At 69.7% G+C, this 18,412-nt stretch carries 14 protein-coding genes; 4 read left to right on the forward strand and 10 right to left on the reverse strand.

Annotated features, from left to right (window positions below):
• Window positions 1–186 precede the first annotated feature (186 nt).
• From BUE44_RS10710 to BUE44_RS10720, 3 genes are all read left to right on the forward strand, one after another.
• Window positions 187–1,311: a ParA family protein gene (locus tag BUE44_RS10710; protein WP_073496558.1), complete on the forward strand. Its 1,125-nt coding sequence runs from the start codon at window positions 187–189 to the stop codon at window positions 1,309–1,311.
• Complete coding sequence (locus BUE44_RS10715; protein WP_073496560.1) at window positions 1,308–2,402, forward strand: ParB/RepB/Spo0J family partition protein; 1,095 nt, start codon at window positions 1,308–1,310, stop codon at window positions 2,400–2,402. Before BUE44_RS10710 ends, BUE44_RS10715 begins: the two co-directional genes overlap by 4 nt.
• 75 nt (window positions 2,403–2,477) lie before the next feature.
• On the forward strand, window positions 2,478–3,095 hold the full coding sequence (locus BUE44_RS10720) for a GNAT family N-acetyltransferase (RefSeq protein WP_073496562.1): 618 nt from the start codon (window positions 2,478–2,480) through the stop codon (window positions 3,093–3,095).
• A gap of 127 nt (window positions 3,096–3,222) precedes the next feature.
• Here the strand turns inward: BUE44_RS10720 and trxA are convergent, their stop codons facing one another.
• From trxA to BUE44_RS10755, 7 genes are all read right to left on the reverse strand, one after another.
• The gene (trxA, locus tag BUE44_RS10725) at window positions 3,223–3,552 is read right to left on the reverse strand and encodes a thioredoxin (RefSeq protein WP_073496564.1); all 330 of its coding nucleotides are present in this window, start codon (window positions 3,550–3,552) and stop codon (window positions 3,223–3,225) included.
• A 42-nt stretch (window positions 3,553–3,594) separates the two neighbouring features.
• Window positions 3,595–4,545, reverse strand: a complete 951-nt coding sequence (gene trxB / locus BUE44_RS10730) for a thioredoxin-disulfide reductase (protein WP_073496566.1) — start codon at window positions 4,543–4,545, stop codon at window positions 3,595–3,597.
• Window positions 4,546–4,690: 145 nt separating this feature from the next.
• A complete protein-coding gene (locus BUE44_RS10735) occupies window positions 4,691–5,575 on the reverse strand; it encodes an anti-sigma factor family protein (protein ID WP_073496568.1) in 885 nt (294 codons plus the stop codon).
• The gene (sigM, locus tag BUE44_RS10740) at window positions 5,572–6,246 is read right to left on the reverse strand and encodes an RNA polymerase sigma factor SigM (RefSeq protein WP_073496570.1); all 675 of its coding nucleotides are present in this window, start codon (window positions 6,244–6,246) and stop codon (window positions 5,572–5,574) included. Before sigM ends, BUE44_RS10735 begins: the two co-directional genes overlap by 4 nt.
• 35 nt (window positions 6,247–6,281) lie before the next feature.
• Window positions 6,282–8,066, reverse strand: coding sequence for a protein kinase family protein (locus BUE44_RS10745; protein WP_073496572.1), 1,785 nt, complete (start codon window positions 8,064–8,066; stop codon window positions 6,282–6,284).
• 141 nt (window positions 8,067–8,207) lie between these two features.
• Window positions 8,208–10,649, reverse strand: coding sequence for a murein biosynthesis integral membrane protein MurJ (gene murJ / locus BUE44_RS10750; RefSeq protein ID WP_073496574.1), 2,442 nt, complete (start codon window positions 10,647–10,649; stop codon window positions 8,208–8,210).
• 26 nt (window positions 10,650–10,675) lie between these two features.
• The gene (locus BUE44_RS10755) at window positions 10,676–13,021 is read right to left on the reverse strand and encodes a DUF6049 family protein (protein WP_107415671.1); all 2,346 of its coding nucleotides are present in this window, start codon (window positions 13,019–13,021) and stop codon (window positions 10,676–10,678) included.
• A gap of 155 nt (window positions 13,022–13,176) precedes the next feature.
• Between BUE44_RS10755 and BUE44_RS10760 the strand changes: the two genes are divergently transcribed.
• A complete protein-coding gene (locus BUE44_RS10760) occupies window positions 13,177–14,643 on the forward strand; it encodes a CCA tRNA nucleotidyltransferase (RefSeq protein WP_073496578.1) in 1,467 nt (488 codons plus the stop codon).
• Between the two features lie 40 nt (window positions 14,644–14,683).
• Here the strand turns inward: BUE44_RS10760 and BUE44_RS10765 are convergent, their stop codons facing one another.
• The 3 genes from BUE44_RS10765 to BUE44_RS10775 form a co-directional block, all read right to left on the reverse strand.
• The gene (locus tag BUE44_RS10765; protein ID WP_073496580.1) at window positions 14,684–15,991 is read right to left on the reverse strand and encodes an MFS transporter; all 1,308 of its coding nucleotides are present in this window, start codon (window positions 15,989–15,991) and stop codon (window positions 14,684–14,686) included.
• A gap of 124 nt (window positions 15,992–16,115) precedes the next feature.
• Window positions 16,116–17,198 (reverse strand): inositol-3-phosphate synthase, encoded by a 1,083-nt coding sequence (locus BUE44_RS10770; protein ID WP_073496582.1) that lies wholly within the window; start codon window positions 17,196–17,198, stop codon window positions 16,116–16,118.
• Between the two features lie 23 nt (window positions 17,199–17,221).
• Window positions 17,222–17,866: a PadR family transcriptional regulator gene (locus tag BUE44_RS10775; protein ID WP_073496584.1), complete on the reverse strand. Its 645-nt coding sequence runs from the start codon at window positions 17,864–17,866 to the stop codon at window positions 17,222–17,224.
• Window positions 17,867–18,412 lie beyond the last annotated feature (546 nt).

Consider the following 18,412-nt stretch of genomic DNA (forward strand, 5'->3'; position numbering starts at 1 on the left):
GATACCGGCTTGGCGCGGCGCATCGTGTTCCACGTGAAACGTCGCTCACTGCTTCCAGGAGTCCTCAGCCGTGGTCGCGCCGCGGCCGAGGCGCGCGCCAACAAACCGTCCAAGCCCAATTCGGCTGTGGATAACCGGGATTTATCCACAGCCGACCGGGGCTCGCTGGTTCAGCACCCCTCGGGCATGGCAGGCTCTCCTCATAGCGAGCCTGAAGTCGAGGAGTGTGAGTCCTTGCGGTCCGACGCCAATATCGCGGGGCCGATGGCCGACCCGGTCCCCGGTCCCCGCTCAGCTGAATCAGCCGGGGGACCACTTTCCGTGCCCCCGGGGTTCGGGAGCGGTGTTTCACGTGAAACATTGCCTCCTATGGATGACACCCCGATCGGCCGCGCTGCCCAGATGGCCGTCGAGGCACTGAACCGCACCGGTGAAGGGCTGCCCAGACCCGCGCAGACCCGGGTGATGGTGGTCGCCAACCAGAAGGGCGGGGTCGGCAAGACCACGACGACGGTGAACCTGGCGGCCTCCCTGGCCTTGCACGGTGCCCGGGTGCTGGTGATCGACCTCGACCCGCAGGGCAATGCCTCCACGGCGCTGGGGATCGACCACCACGCCGAGGTGCCGTCGATCTACGACGTCCTGGTGGAGAGCAAGCCACTGTCTGACGTGGTGCTGCCGGTGGCCGACGTGGAGGGGCTCTTCTGCGCTCCCGCGACGATCGACCTGGCCGGCGCCGAGATCGAACTGGTCTCGCTGGTGGCCCGGGAGAGCCGGCTGCAACGGGCGATCGAGGCGTACGAGCAGCCGCTGGACTATGTCCTGATCGACTGCCCGCCCTCGCTCGGTCTACTCACCGTCAACGCCCTGGTGGCCGGCGCCGAGGTGGTCATCCCGATCCAGTGCGAGTACTACGCGCTGGAGGGCCTGGGGCAGCTGTTGAAGAACGTGGACCTGGTCCGCGCTCACCTCAACCCGAAGCTCCACGTCTCCACCATCCTGCTGACGATGTACGACGGCAGGACCCGGCTGGCCTCCCAGGTGGCGGAGGAGGTGCGCACCCACTTCGGCAAGGAGGTGCTGCGCACCAGCATTCCCCGGTCGGTACGCATCTCCGAGGCGCCCAGCTATGGCCAGACCGTCCTGACCTACGACCCGGGCTCCAGTGGCGCGCTGTCGTATCTGGAGGCCGCCCGGGAGATGGCGCTGCGGGGCCTACCGGGTGAGATGGCCGTCGAGTACGACCCGCAGTCGCAGGGCGAACAGCACAACGAGCAGCACCCGCACAGCATGTCGGAGGGGATCCAGTGAGTGATCGACGCAGAGGACTCGGCCGTGGTCTCGGCGCGCTGATCCCAGCCGCGCCGCAGGCGACCAGCCCAACGTCGGGGACCGGGCCGGTCCTGGTGACGGACCGCGGCGTCGCGGCGGCCAAGGTGGCGGGGCTGGTGGACCGCCGGCCGACGGAGTCCGTACCGCCGGTGGTGGACATCCCTGTTTCACGTGAAACAGAGCCGGATCTTTCGGCTTCGCGAGTACCGGTCGACGGTGCCTACTTCGCCGAGCTGGAACTCGACGCGATCACCCCCAATCCGCGGCAGCCGCGTGAGGTGTTCGACGAGGACGCGCTCAACGAGCTGATCACCTCCATCAAGGAGGTGGGCCTGCTCCAGCCGGTCGTCGTACGGCAGATCAGCGCGGACCGCTTTGAGCTGATCATGGGTGAGCGCCGCTGGCGGGCCTGCCGCGAAGCAGGGTTGGAGCGGATTCCGGCGATCGTCCGGGCCACCGATGATGAGAAGCTCCTCCTGGACGCCCTGCTGGAGAACCTGCACCGGGCACAGCTCAACCCGCTGGAGGAAGCGGCGGCTTACGACCAGCTGCTGCGGGACTTCTCCTGCACGCATGAGCAGCTGGCCGACCGGATCGGCCGGTCCCGCTCGCAGGTGTCCAACACCTTGCGGCTGCTGAAGCTGCCGGCCCCGGTGCAGCGCCGGGTGGCGGCCGGAGTGATCTCCTTCGGGCACGCTCGCGCGCTGCTCGCGCTGGAGGACTCCGAAGCCCAGGACAAGCTGGCGCTCCGGATCGTCGCGGAGGAGCTGTCGGTCCGCACGGTCGAGGAGATCGTGAAGCTGATGAACAGCGAGCCGACGACGGCCAAGAAGTCGGCGGCGCCGCGGGCCGGCCGCCGGGTCTCGCCGGCGCTCACCCATCTGGCGACCCGGCTATCCGACCGTTTCGACACCCGGGTGAAGGTGGACCTGGGCCAGAAGCGGGGAAAGATCGTGGTGGAGTTCGCCTCGATAGAGGATCTGGAGCGCATCCTCGGCGCGATGGCGCCGGGCGAGGGCAAGGTCCTGGAGAACCGGCTGGAGGACGAGGCCGAGGACGACGACGAGTGACGCCGTGGCACCTCGGCCCTGAGCGCCGGGGTGCCACCGTAGTTCGGTCAGCGACAGGAATGGGGTCCTTGACAGATGGGCCGTCGGCTTGTACCGCTCACTCTCGACAATCTTCCCGACCTTCCCAAGCCCTGCCGGCGTTGCGTCTTCTGGGAGCTGGACCCGGTGAGTGGCGAGGCCGCGATCCAAGCGGGCAAGCCCGAGCTGGAGAAGGAGGCCTGGATCTCCGCGGTGCTGCTGGAGTGGGGCTCCTGCGGCCGGGTGGTCTACGTGGACGAGGTCCCGGCGGGATTCGTGCTCTACGCCCCGGCCGCCTACGTACCGCGCTCGCTGGCCTTCCCGACCAGCCCGGTGTCCGCTGACGCCGTTCAGCTCATGACGGCTCGCATCCTGCCGGGCTACCAGGGCCAGGGCATCGGCCGGGTGCTGGTGCAGACCGTGGCGAAGGATCTGGTGCGGCGGAACTTCAAGGCGATCGAGGCTTTCGGCGACGCGAAGTGGTCAGCGCCGTCCTGCGTGCTGCCGGCCGACCATCTGCTGGCGGTCGGCTTCAAGACGGTCCGCCCGCATCCTCGTTTTCCCCGGCTGCGATTGGAGCTGCGCTCCACGATCTCCTGGAAGGAGGACGTCGAGATGGCCATCGACCGGTTGCTGGGCGCCGTCCAGAAGGAGCCGGCTCTCCGCCCGCTGTGACGTGACCGGGCGGACCAACCCGCCGCCCTCACCCTCGTGTTCACCTTCCCACTTCACCCATGACACGAAGGGCCGACTCCCTCCGGGGGAGCCGGCCCTTCGATGTTCCACGTGGAACAGTGCGCGATCAGCTGATGAAGTCGGACAGGTCGCGGACGAGCGCGGCCTTCGGCTTGGCGCCCACGATCGTCTTCACGACCTCGCCGCCCTTGTAGACGTTGAGGGTCGGGATGGACATCACGCCGTACTTCGCAGCGGTGACGGGGTTCTCGTCGATGTTGAGCTTGACGATGGTGATCTCGTCCGGGTGCTCCGCCGCGATGGCCTCCAGGGACGGGGCGATCTGGCGGCAGGGGCCGCACCATTCGGCCCAGAAGTCGACCAGCACGGGCTTGTCGCTGGCCAGGACCTCTTCGGCGAAGTCGGCGTCGGTCACGGACTTGGGCTTGCCGGCCACGGCAGTCTCCTCAGGTTCGGTTCAAGCGGGTGGGGATGGGGATCAGACGGCATTCTCGGCGTCGGCGAGCGACGCCAGGTAGCGCTCGGCGTCCAGGGCGGCGGAACAGCCGGTGCCCGCCGCGGTGATCGCCTGGCGATAGGTGTGGTCCACGACGTCTCCGGCAGCGAAGACGCCGGGCAGACTGGTGCGGGTGCTCGGTGCCTGGACGGTGAGATAGCCCTCCGCGTCGAGGTCGAGCACACCCTTGAAGAGTTCGGTCCGCGGGTCGTGGCCGATCGCGATGAACAGCCCGGTGACGGGCAGCTCCGAGGTCTCTCCGGTCTTGGTGTTACGCAGGGTCAGACTGGAGAGCTTGCCGTCGCCATGGAGCTCGGCGACCTCGCTGTCCCAGACGAAGGAGATCTTCGGGTCGGCGAAGGCGCGGGCCTGCATCGCCTTGGACGCCCGCAGGCTGTCCCGGCGGTGCACGATCTTCACGGATTTGGCGAACCGGGAGAGGAAGGTCGCCTCCTCCATCGCGGTGTCGCCGCCGCCGATCACAGCGATGTCGTGCTCGCGGAAGAAGAAGCCGTCACAGGTGGCGCACCAGGAGACGCCACGACCGGAGAGCTGGTCCTCGTTGGGCAGGTTGAGCTTCCGGTGCTGCGACCCGGTGGCGACGATGACCGCCTTGGCCCGGTGGACGACGCCCGCCGAGTCCGTGACGCTCTTGATGTCGCCGCTGAGGTCGACCGCGACCACGTCGTCAGGGATCAGCTCGGCGCCGAACCGCTCAGCCTGGGCGCGCATGTTGTCCATCAGGTCCGGCCCGATGATGCCGTCCCGGAACCCGGGGAAGTTTTCCACCTCAGTGGTGTTCATCAGCGCACCGCCAGCGGTGACCGAGCCCTCGAAGACCAGCGGGTTGAGAGAGGCGCGTGCCGTGTACAGCGCCGCGGTGTAGCCCGCGGGCCCCGAGCCGATGATGATCACGTTACGGACGTCGCTCACGGGTGTCTTCCTCGTCTCTGCGGGACTGCTGTGGGGGTCCGGCGCTGGCTGGACTCTCGTCGTGCCTAACGGATCCTACGGGGCTGGCATTCCCCCGGCGGCGCACCGCCCCACGCCCACCACGGTGAGCCGGACGGAGGCCTGCTCAGCTCCGTGGATAGCTGTTGTGGAAGAGCACTCTGCCGGGGGTGTCGGCCGTGCAGGAGGCTGTCACCACGAACGCGTCGACCCGGTCGCCGTCGGCAGGATCCGGCAACACCACGAGGAAGGAGTCGACGCCCTGGTAGGGCTCCCGGTCGGCGGCCAGCGGCCGCTGGGTCCGATGAGTGGCCTGGAGCACGCAGCTCGGCACGGTGACGACGGTGCCGTCGGGTGCGGTGACCCTGGAGTCCCCGTCGGCGTGCAGCATCGGCGAGGTGACACCGTTGCTGCCGGTCTTGCCCCCCCGCGCCCCGCCGAGGAGCCGTGCCACGTCGTCTCCCACCACGCTGGAGGCGTCTTGGTTTCGGGCGCCGCTCTTTCGCTGCGCACCGCTGTCGGCGTTCATGGTGTTCCCACCGCTGGAGGACGCCAATTCGTAGACCAGGCCACCCAGGGCGAGGACGGTGGCGACCGAGGCCGCACCGATCAGCAGCCCGCGGCGCAACCGGCGGCGACCGGGTCCGGTGGAAGCTGAGGAGCGGCCGACCGACGCGGATGTTCCACGTGGAACACTTCGCGGGCCGGAGGCGTCCTGCGACGGCAGCGATGTTTCACGTGGAACATACGGCAGAACGCCGTCGAGCCGGGCCTCGTCGGCGAGCGCTGCGTCGATGCGTGCGGCCACCTCGACGGGCATCGGCTCCGGCTCCGGCATTCCACCGAGCAGATCCTGGATCTCGCGGAGCGATGCCAGCACCTCGGCGCACTCCACGCAGGACTCCACATGGGCGCGGACCACCGTCGCCCGCTCCGGCGGCAGGATGCCCTCCATGAGGTCGGAGATCGCCATGACGTCGGGGTGCGGGTCCTGATCCGTGGTAGATGTCATCGGTGGTCACCTCCGCCCTGTTCCGTTCCTGCCGGTGGGACGGATGTCCCCTCCGTCCGGTTCCTTCCGCCGACCGGCCCGGCCCGGTCGGCTCCGCCGCCGGCCCGTAGGTGGGTGAGCAACGGCAGCAGCCGGGCGCGACCGCGAGCGCATCGGCTCTTCACCGTGCCCTCCGGTACGGCGAGCACGGCGGCCGCCTCCGCGACCGGATAGCCCTGCATGTCGACCAGCACCAGAGCCGCCCGCTGCTCGGCGGGCAGCGTCGCCAGTGCCGCGAGGAGTTCGCGGTGCAGTTCGTCGCGCTCGGCGGGCATCTCGGCGGACTCGTGCGGTTCGAGGAGCGATTCGAACTTCTTCTCGTCGGCTACCGGTGCGGTGCGGCGTGAGGCGGCTCGCCGGGCCCGATCCAGGCAGGCGTTCACGGTGATCCGGTGCAGCCAGGTCGTGACGGCGGACTGGCCGCGGAAGGTATGGGCGGCCCGGAAGGCCGACACCAGGGCGTCCTGCACGGCGTCAGCGGCTTCCTCACGGTCGCCCAGCGTGCGCAGGGCGACCGCCCAGAGCCGGTCGCGGTGCCTGCGGACCAGTTCGCCGAAGGCATCAGCTTCGCCCGCCACATGGCGGGCCAGCAGATCGGTGTCGTCGGCTTCGCCGAGCGGTATGCGCTGCAAGGCCAGACTCCCCCGTCCGCTTCCGTCGGGCCGGTTCAGCCCGTCACGCTGATCTCCGAGATCCTGCCACGGAAAGTGCCGTCCGAGTCCTTCGGGAGCTTGGTCAGCCAGACCAGCAGGTAGCGGCCGGTGACCCGCGTGCCGGGCTTGAGCGCCACCTGCTGCGTGCCGGAGCCGCCGGTCACCTTCTGGAATCCGTCGAGCCGGGTCGGCTGGGCGTTGGTGCCGGAGGGCGCCGCCCACAGCTCCAGGTCCGTCTCGCCGCCCTTCAGACTCACCGTCACACCGCTGACCCGATGCTCGGCGCCGAGGTCCAGGATCACCCCGACGCCGTCCTTCAGTCCCCCGAGGTCGGCCGTCGTGTACCAACTGGTCTCCCAGTAGGTGTTCGGGTCATGATCCTTGAGCCGGTCGATCTGGGACGAGGTCTCACTACCGTTGCCCGGCGGTGGGTCGAAGTCCTTGGCGCTGACGATGGTCAGCGGCGTGGCGGGCGGCGGCGCCGGGTTCTGGTTCGCGTGCGGCGAGGTGGTCGGCTTGCGCGGGCTGTGGTTCTCGCGGGACTTCATGGCGTCGGCGAGCTGCCAGCTGCCGAGCCCGATCGCCACGATCAGCAGCGCGGAGACGGCCCATTTCAGTGCGCTGCCGGTGCGCCCGGGCAGGGCGGGCGGCGGGACGGGGGGAGCGGCGGCCGGACCCGCGCCCGCGTAGCGGGTCGCGCCGGGCGGCGGCTGCGGGGGCTGCTGGAAGGCCGGCGGCTGGTAGACCGGGGCGGGATGCTCGGGCGGCCGGATCCGCGGAATGCCGGCGATGGCCTTTGCCAGCTCCTCCGGCGTGGTGCAGGGCGACTCCTCGCGGGACGCGGTCGCCCCCTCGTTGACCAGCGCCCGCATCGCCACGTCCGACATGCCGCGGTGGATGCCCGCGCGCAGCTGGTCGGGCGCGACCAGGCCGACGCCCTTGGGCAGTCCCGCCAGGCCGTGCGCGTCCTCCTCGTAGGGCCAGCGCTGGGTGAGGGCGGCGTAGAGCAGTGCGCCGATCGCCTCGGTGTCCTGCCGCTGCGGGCGCTCGGAGCTGAGCCCGCGCAGCGCGGCGGCGACGGCCAGCCCCCGGATGCGGTACTGCCCGGAGCTGGTCCGCAGCACCGCACCGGGGTCCAGTCGCAGATGGGCCAGCCCCTCGCGGTGGGCCGCGGCCATCCCCTGGGAGACCTGGCTGGCCATCTGGTAGGCCTCGTGCGGCTCCAGCGGGCCCGCGGCCAGCAGGTCCGCGAGCGAGCCGGCGTCCGGCAGCCACTCGTGGATCACGTAGACCAGGTCGCCCTCCTCGACCGCGTCGAGGACCTGGACGAACCGGGGGTCGCCGAGCAGCGCGGCCGAGCGGGCGGCGGCGAGCACCTGGCGGGCTCGCGGGTGGTCGGCGGGCAGCAGGTGGATGCCGACGGCCCTGCGCAGCTTCTCGTCGACCGCGCGCCAGCTGCTGAAGCCGTCCACTCGTGTGACGCACTCCGCGAGCTGGTAGCGCCTGGCCAGCCGGTGGCCGCTGTGCAGGTCGGGCGCGGTGGCCCTGGGCTTGGGGCGGGGCTTTGCCGGCGGGGGTCCGGCGGTGGCGACGGGGTCCTGTGCGGTCTTCTCCGGGTCGTCCTCGATCTTCTGGGTGCTGTCCGCCATGTCCTTGGGCGGGGTGCCGTCGCCGGCGGTGTCGCTTACCTGGTCGTCCGTCGTCGTACCGTCGGGTGTGGCGTCGTCCTGCTGGGCTGCGGGCGGTGCCTCGCCGCCCTCATCAGCCACTCCGACGGCCGCCGTGCTCCGATCCGCCACCGTCGTTCCTGCCTCCCCATCCATGAGCGCGACCCCACGTCGAGCCGATGACAATTGTGCCCACAGTCCGGCTCTATGCACGACACGCGGCGGGCCATGAAGGTTGCGCGGCGGCGGCAATGCCGAGGGGCGGACGTCGCATCAGCGGCCGAGCCGCCCCCGCACCATGCCGATCATGCCGTTCAGCTCCTGGATCCGCATCCGCTTCGCGATGACCAGGAAGATCCCGCCCAACAGGACACCGCCGACCACGAGCGAGGCCAGCGATCCGGCCGGGCCGCCGCCCAGCTTCCCGCTGATCACGTAGGCCGCGACCCCGGCCACCGCGGCGGCCGGGACGCAGGCGCCGACCAGCCGGGCGTAGGTGCGGATCACCCGGCGGCCGTCCAGGTCGCCGCCGAGGCGGGCCCCCAGCCGCTTGACGGCCACCCCGACGCCGACCGCGTAGGCCAGGCCGTAGGAGAAGGCCATGCCGACCACGGCCCAGCGGGCGGGCAGTGCGACGAAGCAGAGGGCCGAGGCCGCGGCATTGACGGCGGCCACGATCACCGTGTTGTAGAACGGCGTGCGGGTGTCCTCGAAGGCGTAGAAGCCCCGCAGGACGACGTATTGCACGGAGTAGGGGATGAGGCCGCCACCGAAGGCCATCAGGATGAAGCCGATGTTGCGGGCGGAGCCCTCGTTGGTGCCGGCGTAGAGCAGCCCGCACATCGGCACGCCGAGGGCGAGGAAGGCGAAGGCCGCCGGCACGATCGCGACCGCCGAGGTGCGCAGTCCGTAGGAGATGTCGTCGCGGACCGCGGTGATGTCACCGTCGGCGGCGGCCCGGGAGATCCTCGGCAGCACCGCGGCCATCACCGAGACGGTGATGATCGCCTGCGGCATCTGCCACAGCAGCAGTGCGTAGTTGTAGCCGGTGATGCCGGTGCCCTGATAGCCGCTCTTGTCGGCGTTGGCGCCCGCCCACGTGGCCAGCTGGGTGACGACGATCAGGCCGGCCTGGTTGGCCAGGACGAACAGGAACGTCCACTTGGCCAGCTTGGCGGCCTTGCCCAGGCCGTGCCCGCGCCAGTCGAAGCGCGGCCGGAACTTGAAGCCCGCGTCCCGCAGGTAGGGCAGCATCGCCAGCGACTGCACGACCAGGCCGAGCAGGGTGCCGATGCCGAGCAGCCGCACGCCCTCGGGGGTGATCGTGGTGGCGTCCATCCGGGTGGAGCCGTAGGAGCCGTAGACCCAGATGAACATGCCGAAGGTGAAGATCACCACGACGTTGTTCAGCACCGGTGTCCACATCATCGCGCCGAATTTGCCCCGCGCGTTGAGCACCTGGCCCATCACCACGTGCACGCCCATGAAGAAGATGGTGGGCATGCAGTAGCGGGCGAAGGCGATGGCCACGTTGTACGTGTCCGGGTTGTCGGCGATCTTCGCGGACATCAGCTTGACCAGCAGCGGCGCGCCGAGCACGGTCACGGTGACGATGCCGCCGAGCGCCACCATCACCACGGTCAGCAGCCGGTTGGCGTAGGCGCTGCCGCCGTCGTCGTCGTCCTTCATCGCGCGCACCAACTGGGGCACGAAGACCGAGTTGAGACCGCCGCCGATGGTGAGGATGTAGATCATCGTCGGCAGCACGTTCGCGACCTGGTAGGAGTCGCCGAGGGTGGCCACGCCGATGGCCGCGGCGATCACCAGGGTGCGGACGAAGCCGGTGACGCGGGACACCAGGGTGCCGGCCGCCATCAGGGCGCTGGACTTCAGGATGCCGCCGGACCGGGCGGCTGGAGCGGCGCTGCCGGCGGTCGGTACGGTCGCGGTGGTGCCGGCGCCGGCCGCTGCAGGCCGGAGCGGACCCGTGGCGGCCGTACCGGGCCGCTGGGCGCCCTGTGGCGGCTGCCCGGGCTGCTGGTACCCCTGCGCCGGGTAAGGCTCCTGGTAGGGCTGCTGCTGCGGTTGCTGGTACGGCTCCTGGTAGGGCTGCTGGTACGGATAGCCGTAGCGCGGGTCGGCATAGCGCGGGTCGACGTACTGGGAGTCGGCGTAGTGCGGGTCCGCGTAGGGCTCGCCCTGGTGGAAGTCCTGGCCGTATCCCGGGTCCTGGTAGACGGGGATCGAGAAGCCCGTCGTCTCGTTGGCCGACGGCATGTGCGGATACGCCGCCTGGTAGCCGCTCGGGGCCTGATAGCCGCCGTGCTGCTGGTAACCGCCCTGGTAGCCGCCGCCCTGCTGCTGGTAGCCCTGCTGCTGGTACGGCTCCGGCTCCTGGTAGGGCTGCTGGTACGGCTCCTGGTACGGCTGCTGCTGGGGATACGGCTGCTGTTCCTGGTAGCCGGCCTGCTGCTGACCGCCGTCCTGAGGCTGCTGGTCGCGGAAGAGGTGCGCGAAGGCGTCGTAATCCTCGCCCTGCTGCTGTTCCTGGTAGCCGGGCTGGGGCTGCTGCTGCCACTGTGCCTGATCCTGCTGCTGGTACGGATCGTAGGCATACGTGTTTTGCAGATAGGGGTCGGCAGGCGCCGGACGCTGTTCGGGCGAGGGAGGCATCTGGCCCGCAGAGTCGCGATCACCGTCATACGGCGCGTTCATCAGTGCCCCACCTTATTGTCCGCCGGCTATCCGTCCACTTTCTCACCTGTTGAGGACGGCTCTCGGCTTTCCTGCCCGGTGTCAGCGGCAGGGTCACCCGGCTGCCCGGGATCCGTGCCGCCCGCCTCGTCATCGTCGGCGTCGCCGTCGTCGTCCGCGCCACTGTCTCCGGCCGCCTGTCGCTTCCGCTGTCGGTAGATCCGTACCCCGGCCAGCACCAGTAGGAGCAGCCCGGCCCCGATGATCAGCATCACCTGGTCGGCGACCTTGTTGATGTGCACTTCGAACGGGACGGATCCGCCGTACAGCCGGCCGTTGTCGGTGTAGAGATGCGCGATGATCCCGACCGTGCCGTTCGCGCTGGCGGTGGTCTGGAACTTCAGGGTACGGGTGCGGCCGCCCTCGATGGTGATCGGCTGGTTGGCTTCCTTGATCTCCAGCCGGATGTTGGCGCTGGACGTGAGCCGCAGCACCAGGCCCTTCACCGGCTGGCCCAGCTCGTTCTTGACCGTGACCGGGATGGTGCCGCTGCGCCCAGACAGGGTCAGCGTGGTCTTCGGGATGATGTGCACCGCGTCGATCAGATCCGTCAGGTACAAGCCGATCGAGTCCCGATAGGCCTTCGCCCCCGACAGGTCGCCGCGCCAGCTGGTGGACATCGAGCGCAGCACCGCGTTCCTGAACGGAACGGTGACCCGGTTCTGCTGGGTGAGGATGACCACGAAGTCGTTGAGGTTGCCCTGGACGTTCTGGATCCACTGGAAGGCGTCCGTGGACAGCTCCTGCTTGCGCAGGCCGCTCGGGTAGGCCTTGGCCGACGGCACCTTGCGGTTGGCGCGCGCGTCAGGGTGCGCCTTGGCCACGTCGTCGAAGTCGACCGGCGAGATCCAGGGCGCGGTGGTGGTCTCGTGGATGGCCTGGGCCATCGCCTGCGCCTGCGCGACCGTGGGCATCCGCTGCGGGGCGACCAGCACGCTGCGCTGCTGCTCCGGCGCCTCCATGGTGATCATCAGCGTCTGCGCGACGAAACTCTGCACGGCGAGGTTGGTCTGCTGCTGGTCGGCCAGGGCGCCGGTGAAGGCGGTGGACAGCGTCGCGTCGGCGACCACCGCGGTGGTGCCGCCGCCGATCGACCTGGCCGCGTTGGGGGTGTAGCTGAGGCCGTCGCCCTCGCTGAAGGTGTCACTGCGGGCGATGATCCGCTTGGCACCGCCCGCGCGTGCCACCGCGACGATCGACGGGTCGACGGCGCCGTCGACGGGCCAGGCCACATCGGCGGTCTGGCTCCCCCCGAAGATGGTCTCCGTGGTGGTCAGCCCGAGCGCGACGCCGGTCTTCAGATGGGTGACGGCGCCGGGCACACTCCGACCGCGGTGCGCGAGCGAGGCGATGTCCGTGTCGCCGAAGGGCAGCGCGATCACCTGCTCGCCGGCCACCGCGCCCTTGAGGTCGTTCAGCCACTGCCTCGCGACGGCGCCACCGGTGCCCGGTGTGGTCTTGGTGACATCGCCGCCGGGCCCCGCGACCCGGTAGCCCTTGGTCATGAACTCGACGGTGGCCAGCAGGTCGGGGTCGACGACCCAGGTCACCGGGAGATTCCTGGCCAGATCGACCATCTGCCGCAGCCGCCCGCCCGGACTCAGCTCCGCGACCAGGTCGTCGTCCAGGAAGATCGGGCTGACCTGGGAGTCGGTGTCGCCTCGCGGCGCGATGTGCGACCGGTCGGTGAGCGGCCACAGGTAGTTGATCCTGGTCTGCTTGGTGCTGCTGGTGACCGCGTCGCCGTACCACGGCAGGAAGGTCCGCTTGATGCCGACGACGTGCGTGGTCGGATCGGCCTTCGTCCGGCCGTCCAGCGCCACGCCCAGCTGGTAGACCCCGGGGTCCGACAGGTCCAGCGCGGAAACCGGGACCGTGAGCGTGTAGGCCACGTGCCCGCCGGCGGGGATGTCCGGCACGGTGCTGGTGTGGCCGGGGATCTCGTCGCCGTCGTCCGCGTTGCTGTAGCCCGTGCGTGAGGCGGCGTTCTTGATGGAGCTGCGGGTGCTCAGCGCGCCGCCCCAGGGCATCCGGAGGCCGACATGGGCGTCGGTGATGGCGGACTTCCCGTCGTTGGCGAGCTGACCGGTGATGGTGAGCGTCTCGCCTTTGACCGGGATCCGGGGTGTGAGGAGGTTCACCGACACCGAGGCCGTACGGGAGCCGCTGGGGGCCGCCTGGGAGGGCGCCGCTCCGACGGCCTGCAGCAGCCCGGTGAGCAGCGTGGTGCCCGCCACCAGAGCGAGGACCCGTGCTGCCCGGCGCCTCGCCGAGGACGGGGGTTTCCCGGGTGACTGTGCCGCCTCGCCCACGCGTTCGCCCGTCCTCGTCATATGTGTCGCTGGTCGTGTGTCGCCGGTGGTCCATCGGATGTGCGTGCTGGCATGTTAACGATCGGCGCTGTGTCGAAGTGCTGCGGACTGCTCCTTGGTACAAGCGGCGAAACCTGTGCGCGGGCGACGCCCGCGGACCCGTACCCTTTTACGTTGTGCCGAATGCCAACAATGCCGCTGAGACTCCGCAGCCCCCCCGAGCAGGGCAGGCCCCTCACCGGGTCGAGCCGGTCGCCGAGGAGCTGGGCCACCGCTTCCGGGCCGCCGGGTTCGCCCTCGCCCTGGTGGGCGGATCCGTGCGGGACACCCTGCTGGGCAGGCTCGGCAACGATCTGGACTTCACCACTGACGCCCGCCCCGAGCAGGTGCTGAAGATCCTGCGTCCGTGGGCCGACTCGGTGTGGGAGGTCGGGATCGCCTTCGGCACGGTCGGCGGCATGAAGAAGGCCCAGGACGCCGAGGGCGCGGCCCGCAGCTTCCAGATCGAGGTGACCACCTACCGCAGCGAGGCCTACGACCGGACCTCGCGCAAGCCGGAGGTCTCCTACGGCGACACCATCGAGGAGGACCTGGTCCGCCGCGACTTCACGGTGAACTCGATGGCGGTGGGACTGCCGGGGAACGACTTCATCGACCCCTACGGCGGTCTGGACGACCTCGCGGCCCGGCTGCTGCGCACTCCGGGATCCCCCGAGTCGTCCTTCTCCGACGACCCACTGCGGATGCTGCGTGCCGCCCGCTTCGCCGCCCAGCTGGACTTCGAGGTCGCCCCCGAGGTGGTCGAGGCGATGACCGCGATGGCCGACCGGATCGACATCGTCTCGGCCGAGCGCGTGCGGGACGAACTGAACAAGCTGATCCAGTCCGAGCACCCCCGCAAGGGGCTGCGGCTGCTGGTCGACACCGGGCTCGCCGACCGCGTGCTGCCCGAACTGTCGGCGCTGCGGCTGGAGCGCGACGAGCACTTCCGGCACAAGGACGTCTACGAGCACACCCTCACGGTGCTGGAGCAGGCCATCGACCTGGAAACCGAGGGTCCCGACCTGGTGCTGCGGCTGTCCGCGCTGTTGCACGACATCGGCAAGCCGAAGACCCGGCGCTTCGAGCCGGACGGCCGGGTCTCCTTCCACCACCACGAGATGGTCGGCGCCAAGCTGACCAAGGCGCGGATGCTGCAGCTGAAGTACCCCAACGAGCTGGTCAAGGACGTCTCCCGGCTGGTCGAGCTGCACCTGCGCTTCCACGGCTACGGCAGCGGCGAGTGGACCGACTCGGCCGTGCGCCGCTACGTACGGGACGCCGGACCGCTGCTGGAGCGGCTGCACAAGCTGACCCGGTCGGACTGCACGACCCGCAACAAGCGCAAGGCCGCGGCGCTCTCCCGGACCTACGACGGCCTGGAGCAGCGGATCGCCGAGCTGCAGGAGCAGGAGGAGCTGGACGCGATCCGGCCCGACCTGGACGGCAACCAGATCATGACGGTGCTGGACATCGGCCCGGGACCGGCGGTCGGCAAGGCCTACCAGTACCTGCTGGAGCTGCGGCTGGAGAACGGTCCGCTGGGCGAGGAGGCCGCGACGACGGCCCTGCGGGAATGGTGGGCCACCCGGTCCGCCGAGTGATGTTTCACGTGGAACATCGCATCCGCGGGGTGCTTCGCCCTCATCGGGTCGGGGTGCCCGCGTGCGATGTTCCACGTGAAACATCGCGCTCCCGCAGCATCCCGACCGCGGTGGCGGCGTAGATCAGCGCCAGCGCCAGGATCAGCCCGGCCGAGTGTCCGTCGGCGGGCAGGACAAGTGCCGCGGTCGCCGCGGCGCCGACGAACGCCGCGTTGAAGACGACGTCGTAGAGCGAGAAGACCCGGCCGCGATAGGCGTCGTCCACCTGGGCCTGGACGACCGTGTCGGTGGCGATCTTGGCGCCCTGGGTGGTGACTCCCAAGGCGAAGGCGGCCAGCATCATCGGGGCGATGGTGAAGGACAGTGCCAGCGGCGGCAGCAGCAGTGCGGAGGCAGCCGAGCAGGCGGTGATCCAGCCGGCGGTGCCGATCCGGGCGGTGGCCCATGGGGTGATGAGCGCCGCGACGAAGAAGCCGGCCGCCGACAGGCCGACGGCCACGCCCAGCCGGCCCAGGCCCGCATCGGTGTCGGACGGGTCGGACCACGCGTAGCGGCACAGCATCAGCAGCGTCACGGTCAGCGCGCCGAAGCAGAAGCGCATCGCGGTCATCGCGGCCATGGCGCGGGCTGCCGCTGGGCGGCGGCGAAGATGCCGCAGTCCGGCGCGCAGCCCCTTCGCGGTGCCGGCGAGTGCCGCCATGACCCGTGGGCGGACCTGGTCGGGGTCGGGACCCAGCAGGTCGCGGTCCAGGGTCAGCGCGGACAGTCCCGCCCACAGGTAGAGCAGGGCGCCGAGCAGCACGGTGGCGGCGTTGGCCCCGTCTCCGTCGGCGGCGAAGAGGTGCACCACGAAGGCGACGCCGCCGCCCAAGGTCGCTGCCAGAGTGCCCGCGGTCGGCGACAGAGCGTTGGCCGTCACCAGCCGGCCCTCGTCGACCACCCGCGGCAGAGCGGCGGACAGTCCGGCCAGCACGAAGCGGTTGACCGCGGTCACCGACAGGGCGGACAGGTAGAACAGCCAGTCCGGCACACCCAGCAGGATCAGTCCGGCGGTGCCGCAGGACAGCACGGCGCGCAACAGGTTGCACGAGAGCAGCACCTGACGGCGCCGCCAGCGGTCGAGCAGCACACCGGTGAAGGGCCCGACCAGTGAGTAGGGCAGCAGCAGGACGGCCATCGCGGACGCGATGGCGCCCGGTGAGGTCTGCTTCTCCGGCGAGAAGACCACATAGGCGGCGAGCGCGACCTGGAAGACGCCGTCGGAGAGCTGTGACAGCAAGCGTACGCCCAGCAGCCGCCGGAAGTCCGGCAGCCGCAGCAGCACGCAAAGATCGCGCAGAAGGCCCATGCGCACAGCCTCACACGACCGAGAAGGCCCCGGGTGTGCGACCCGGGGCCTTCTCGTAATACGTGTGTCAGTGCTTCAGCTGTCGGCGCCTCAGCGCTTCAGCGCCGCACGGTCGGTCGGCGTCTCAGCGCTCGACCTCGCCGCGGATGAACTTCTCCACGTTCTCGCGGGCCTCGTCGTCGAAGTACTGCACCGGCGGGGACTTCATGAAGTACGAGGACGCCGACAGGATCGGGCCGCCGATGCCGCGGTCCTTGGCGATCTTCGCGGCGCGAACGGCGTCGATGATGACACCGGCGGAGTTCGGGGAGTCCCAGACCTCCAGCTTGTACTCCAGGTTCAGCGGGACGTCGCCGAAGGCGCGGCCCTCGAGGCGGACGTACGCCCACTTGCGGTCGTCGAGCCACTGGACGTAGTCGGACGGGCCGATGTGGACGTTCTTGGCGCCCAGGTCGCGGTCCGGGATCTGCGAGGTGACGGCCTGCGTCTTGGAGATCTTCTTGGACTCCAGGCGCTCGCGCTCCAGCATGTTCTTGAAGTCCATGTTGCCGCCGACGTTCAGCTGCATGGTGCGCTCGAGGACGACACCGCGGTCCTCGAAGAGCTTGGCCATCACGCGGTGCGTGATGGTCGCGCCCACCTGGGACTTGATGTCGTCACCGACGATCGGCACACCTGCCTCGGTGAACTTGTCGGCCCACTCCTTGGTGCCGGCGATGAAGACCGGGAGGGCGTTGACGAAGGCGACCTTGGCGTCGATGGCGCACTGGGCGTAGAACTTCGCCGCGTCCTCGGAGCCGACGGGCAGGTAGCAGACCAGCACGTCGACCTGGCGGTCCTTGAGGATCTTGATGATGTCGACCGGGGTCTCGTCGGACTCCTCGATGGTCTCCCGGTAGTACTTGCCGAGACCGTCGAGGGTGTGGCCGCGCTGGACGGTCACGCCGGTCTGCGGCACGTCGCAGATCTTGATGGTGTTGTTCTCGCTGGCGCCGATGGCGTCCGCGAGGTCGAGGCCGACCTTCTTCGCGTCGACGTCGAAGGCGGCCACGAACTCGACGTCACGTACGTGGTACTCGCCGAACTGGACGTGCATCAGGCCGGGCACCCGGGAATCCGGGTCCGCGTCCTTGTAGTATTCGACACCCTGTACCAGCGACGTGGCGCAGTTGCCCACACCCACGATGGCTACGCGAACCGAACCCATACCCGTTGCTCCCTGTGTAATCGTCACGCGGTTCCCCGGGCTTCGGGTCGGCCGCCGTTCTCTTGGTTGGTGTTGTCGTTGTCGTCCCGCTCGTCGACCGGTCGCTCGACGCGTCCGGCCCGCTCGGTCTCGATCAGCTCGTTGAGCCAGCGGACCTCGCGCTCCACCGACTCCATGCCATGGCGTTGCAGCTCCAGCGTGTAGTCGTCGAGCCGTTCGCGGGTGCGGACCAGCGAGGCGCGCATCTTCTCCAGGCGCTCCTCCAGGCGGCTGCGCCGCCCTTCGAGCACCCGCATCCTGACGTCCTTGGACGTCTGGCCGAAGAAGGCGAAGCGAGCGGCGAAGTGCTCGTCCTCCCAGGCGTCGGGACCCGAGTGCGCCAGCAGCTCCTCGAAGTGCTCCTTGCCCGCGGCGGTCAGCCGGTAGACGATCTTCGCCCGGCGGCCGGCGAGGGGCGCGGCGGGCGGACCGCTGTCCACCGCCGGTTCCTCGATCAGCCACCCGAGGGTGACCAGCGTCTTCAGGCAGGGATACAAGCTCCCGTAGCTGAAGGCGCGGAACACCCCGAGCGAGGTGTTGAGCCGCTTGCGCAACTCGTACCCGTGCATCGGTGACTCGCGCAGCAGACCGAGAACCGCGAATTCGAGGATTCCGGAGCGCTTGCTCAATCCCTCGTCCCCTCGTTCACGCTTCTTTCGATCCGATGTATCGAGTCGATACATCGTGACGATAGAACGGCGCGAGACATCGTGCAAGACAGCAGGTGGTGACCGGCGTCACATCGTCAAACCTATGAGCTGCCAACCGCCCTTTATGTGATGAACGTTCGCATCATGTGTCTTTTGGTCGTGCGTACTCTGTTCGCCATGCAGAGCACCGGGAACCCCGCGCCGTCGGCGCGCGTCTTGATCCTTGGTGCGGTGCGGCCTGACACAGCCGCATGCAGGGGGACCGACCGGATTGTCACCGATGCCTTCAGGCGATCCCGCCTGTCGAGGAGTAGCTGTTCATGAGCGAGCACCGTCGCAAGCCGCCGCAGTCGCCTGCAGGCGGCCGTGCTGCCGCCCGGGGTGGGGGACAGCAGCCGACGCCCCCGCCGTCCGGCGGCCGCCGTGCCGCCGGCGACCCCCCAGCCGGCGCACCCGGCGGACGCGATACACCGACCGGTTCACCCAGCGGCGCCCACAGCGGTCCCCCCGCGGCGCCCACCGGGT

Source organism: Actinacidiphila paucisporea (genome assembly GCF_900142575.1).
GTDB lineage: Bacteria > Actinomycetota > Actinomycetes > Streptomycetales > Streptomycetaceae > Actinacidiphila > Actinacidiphila paucisporea.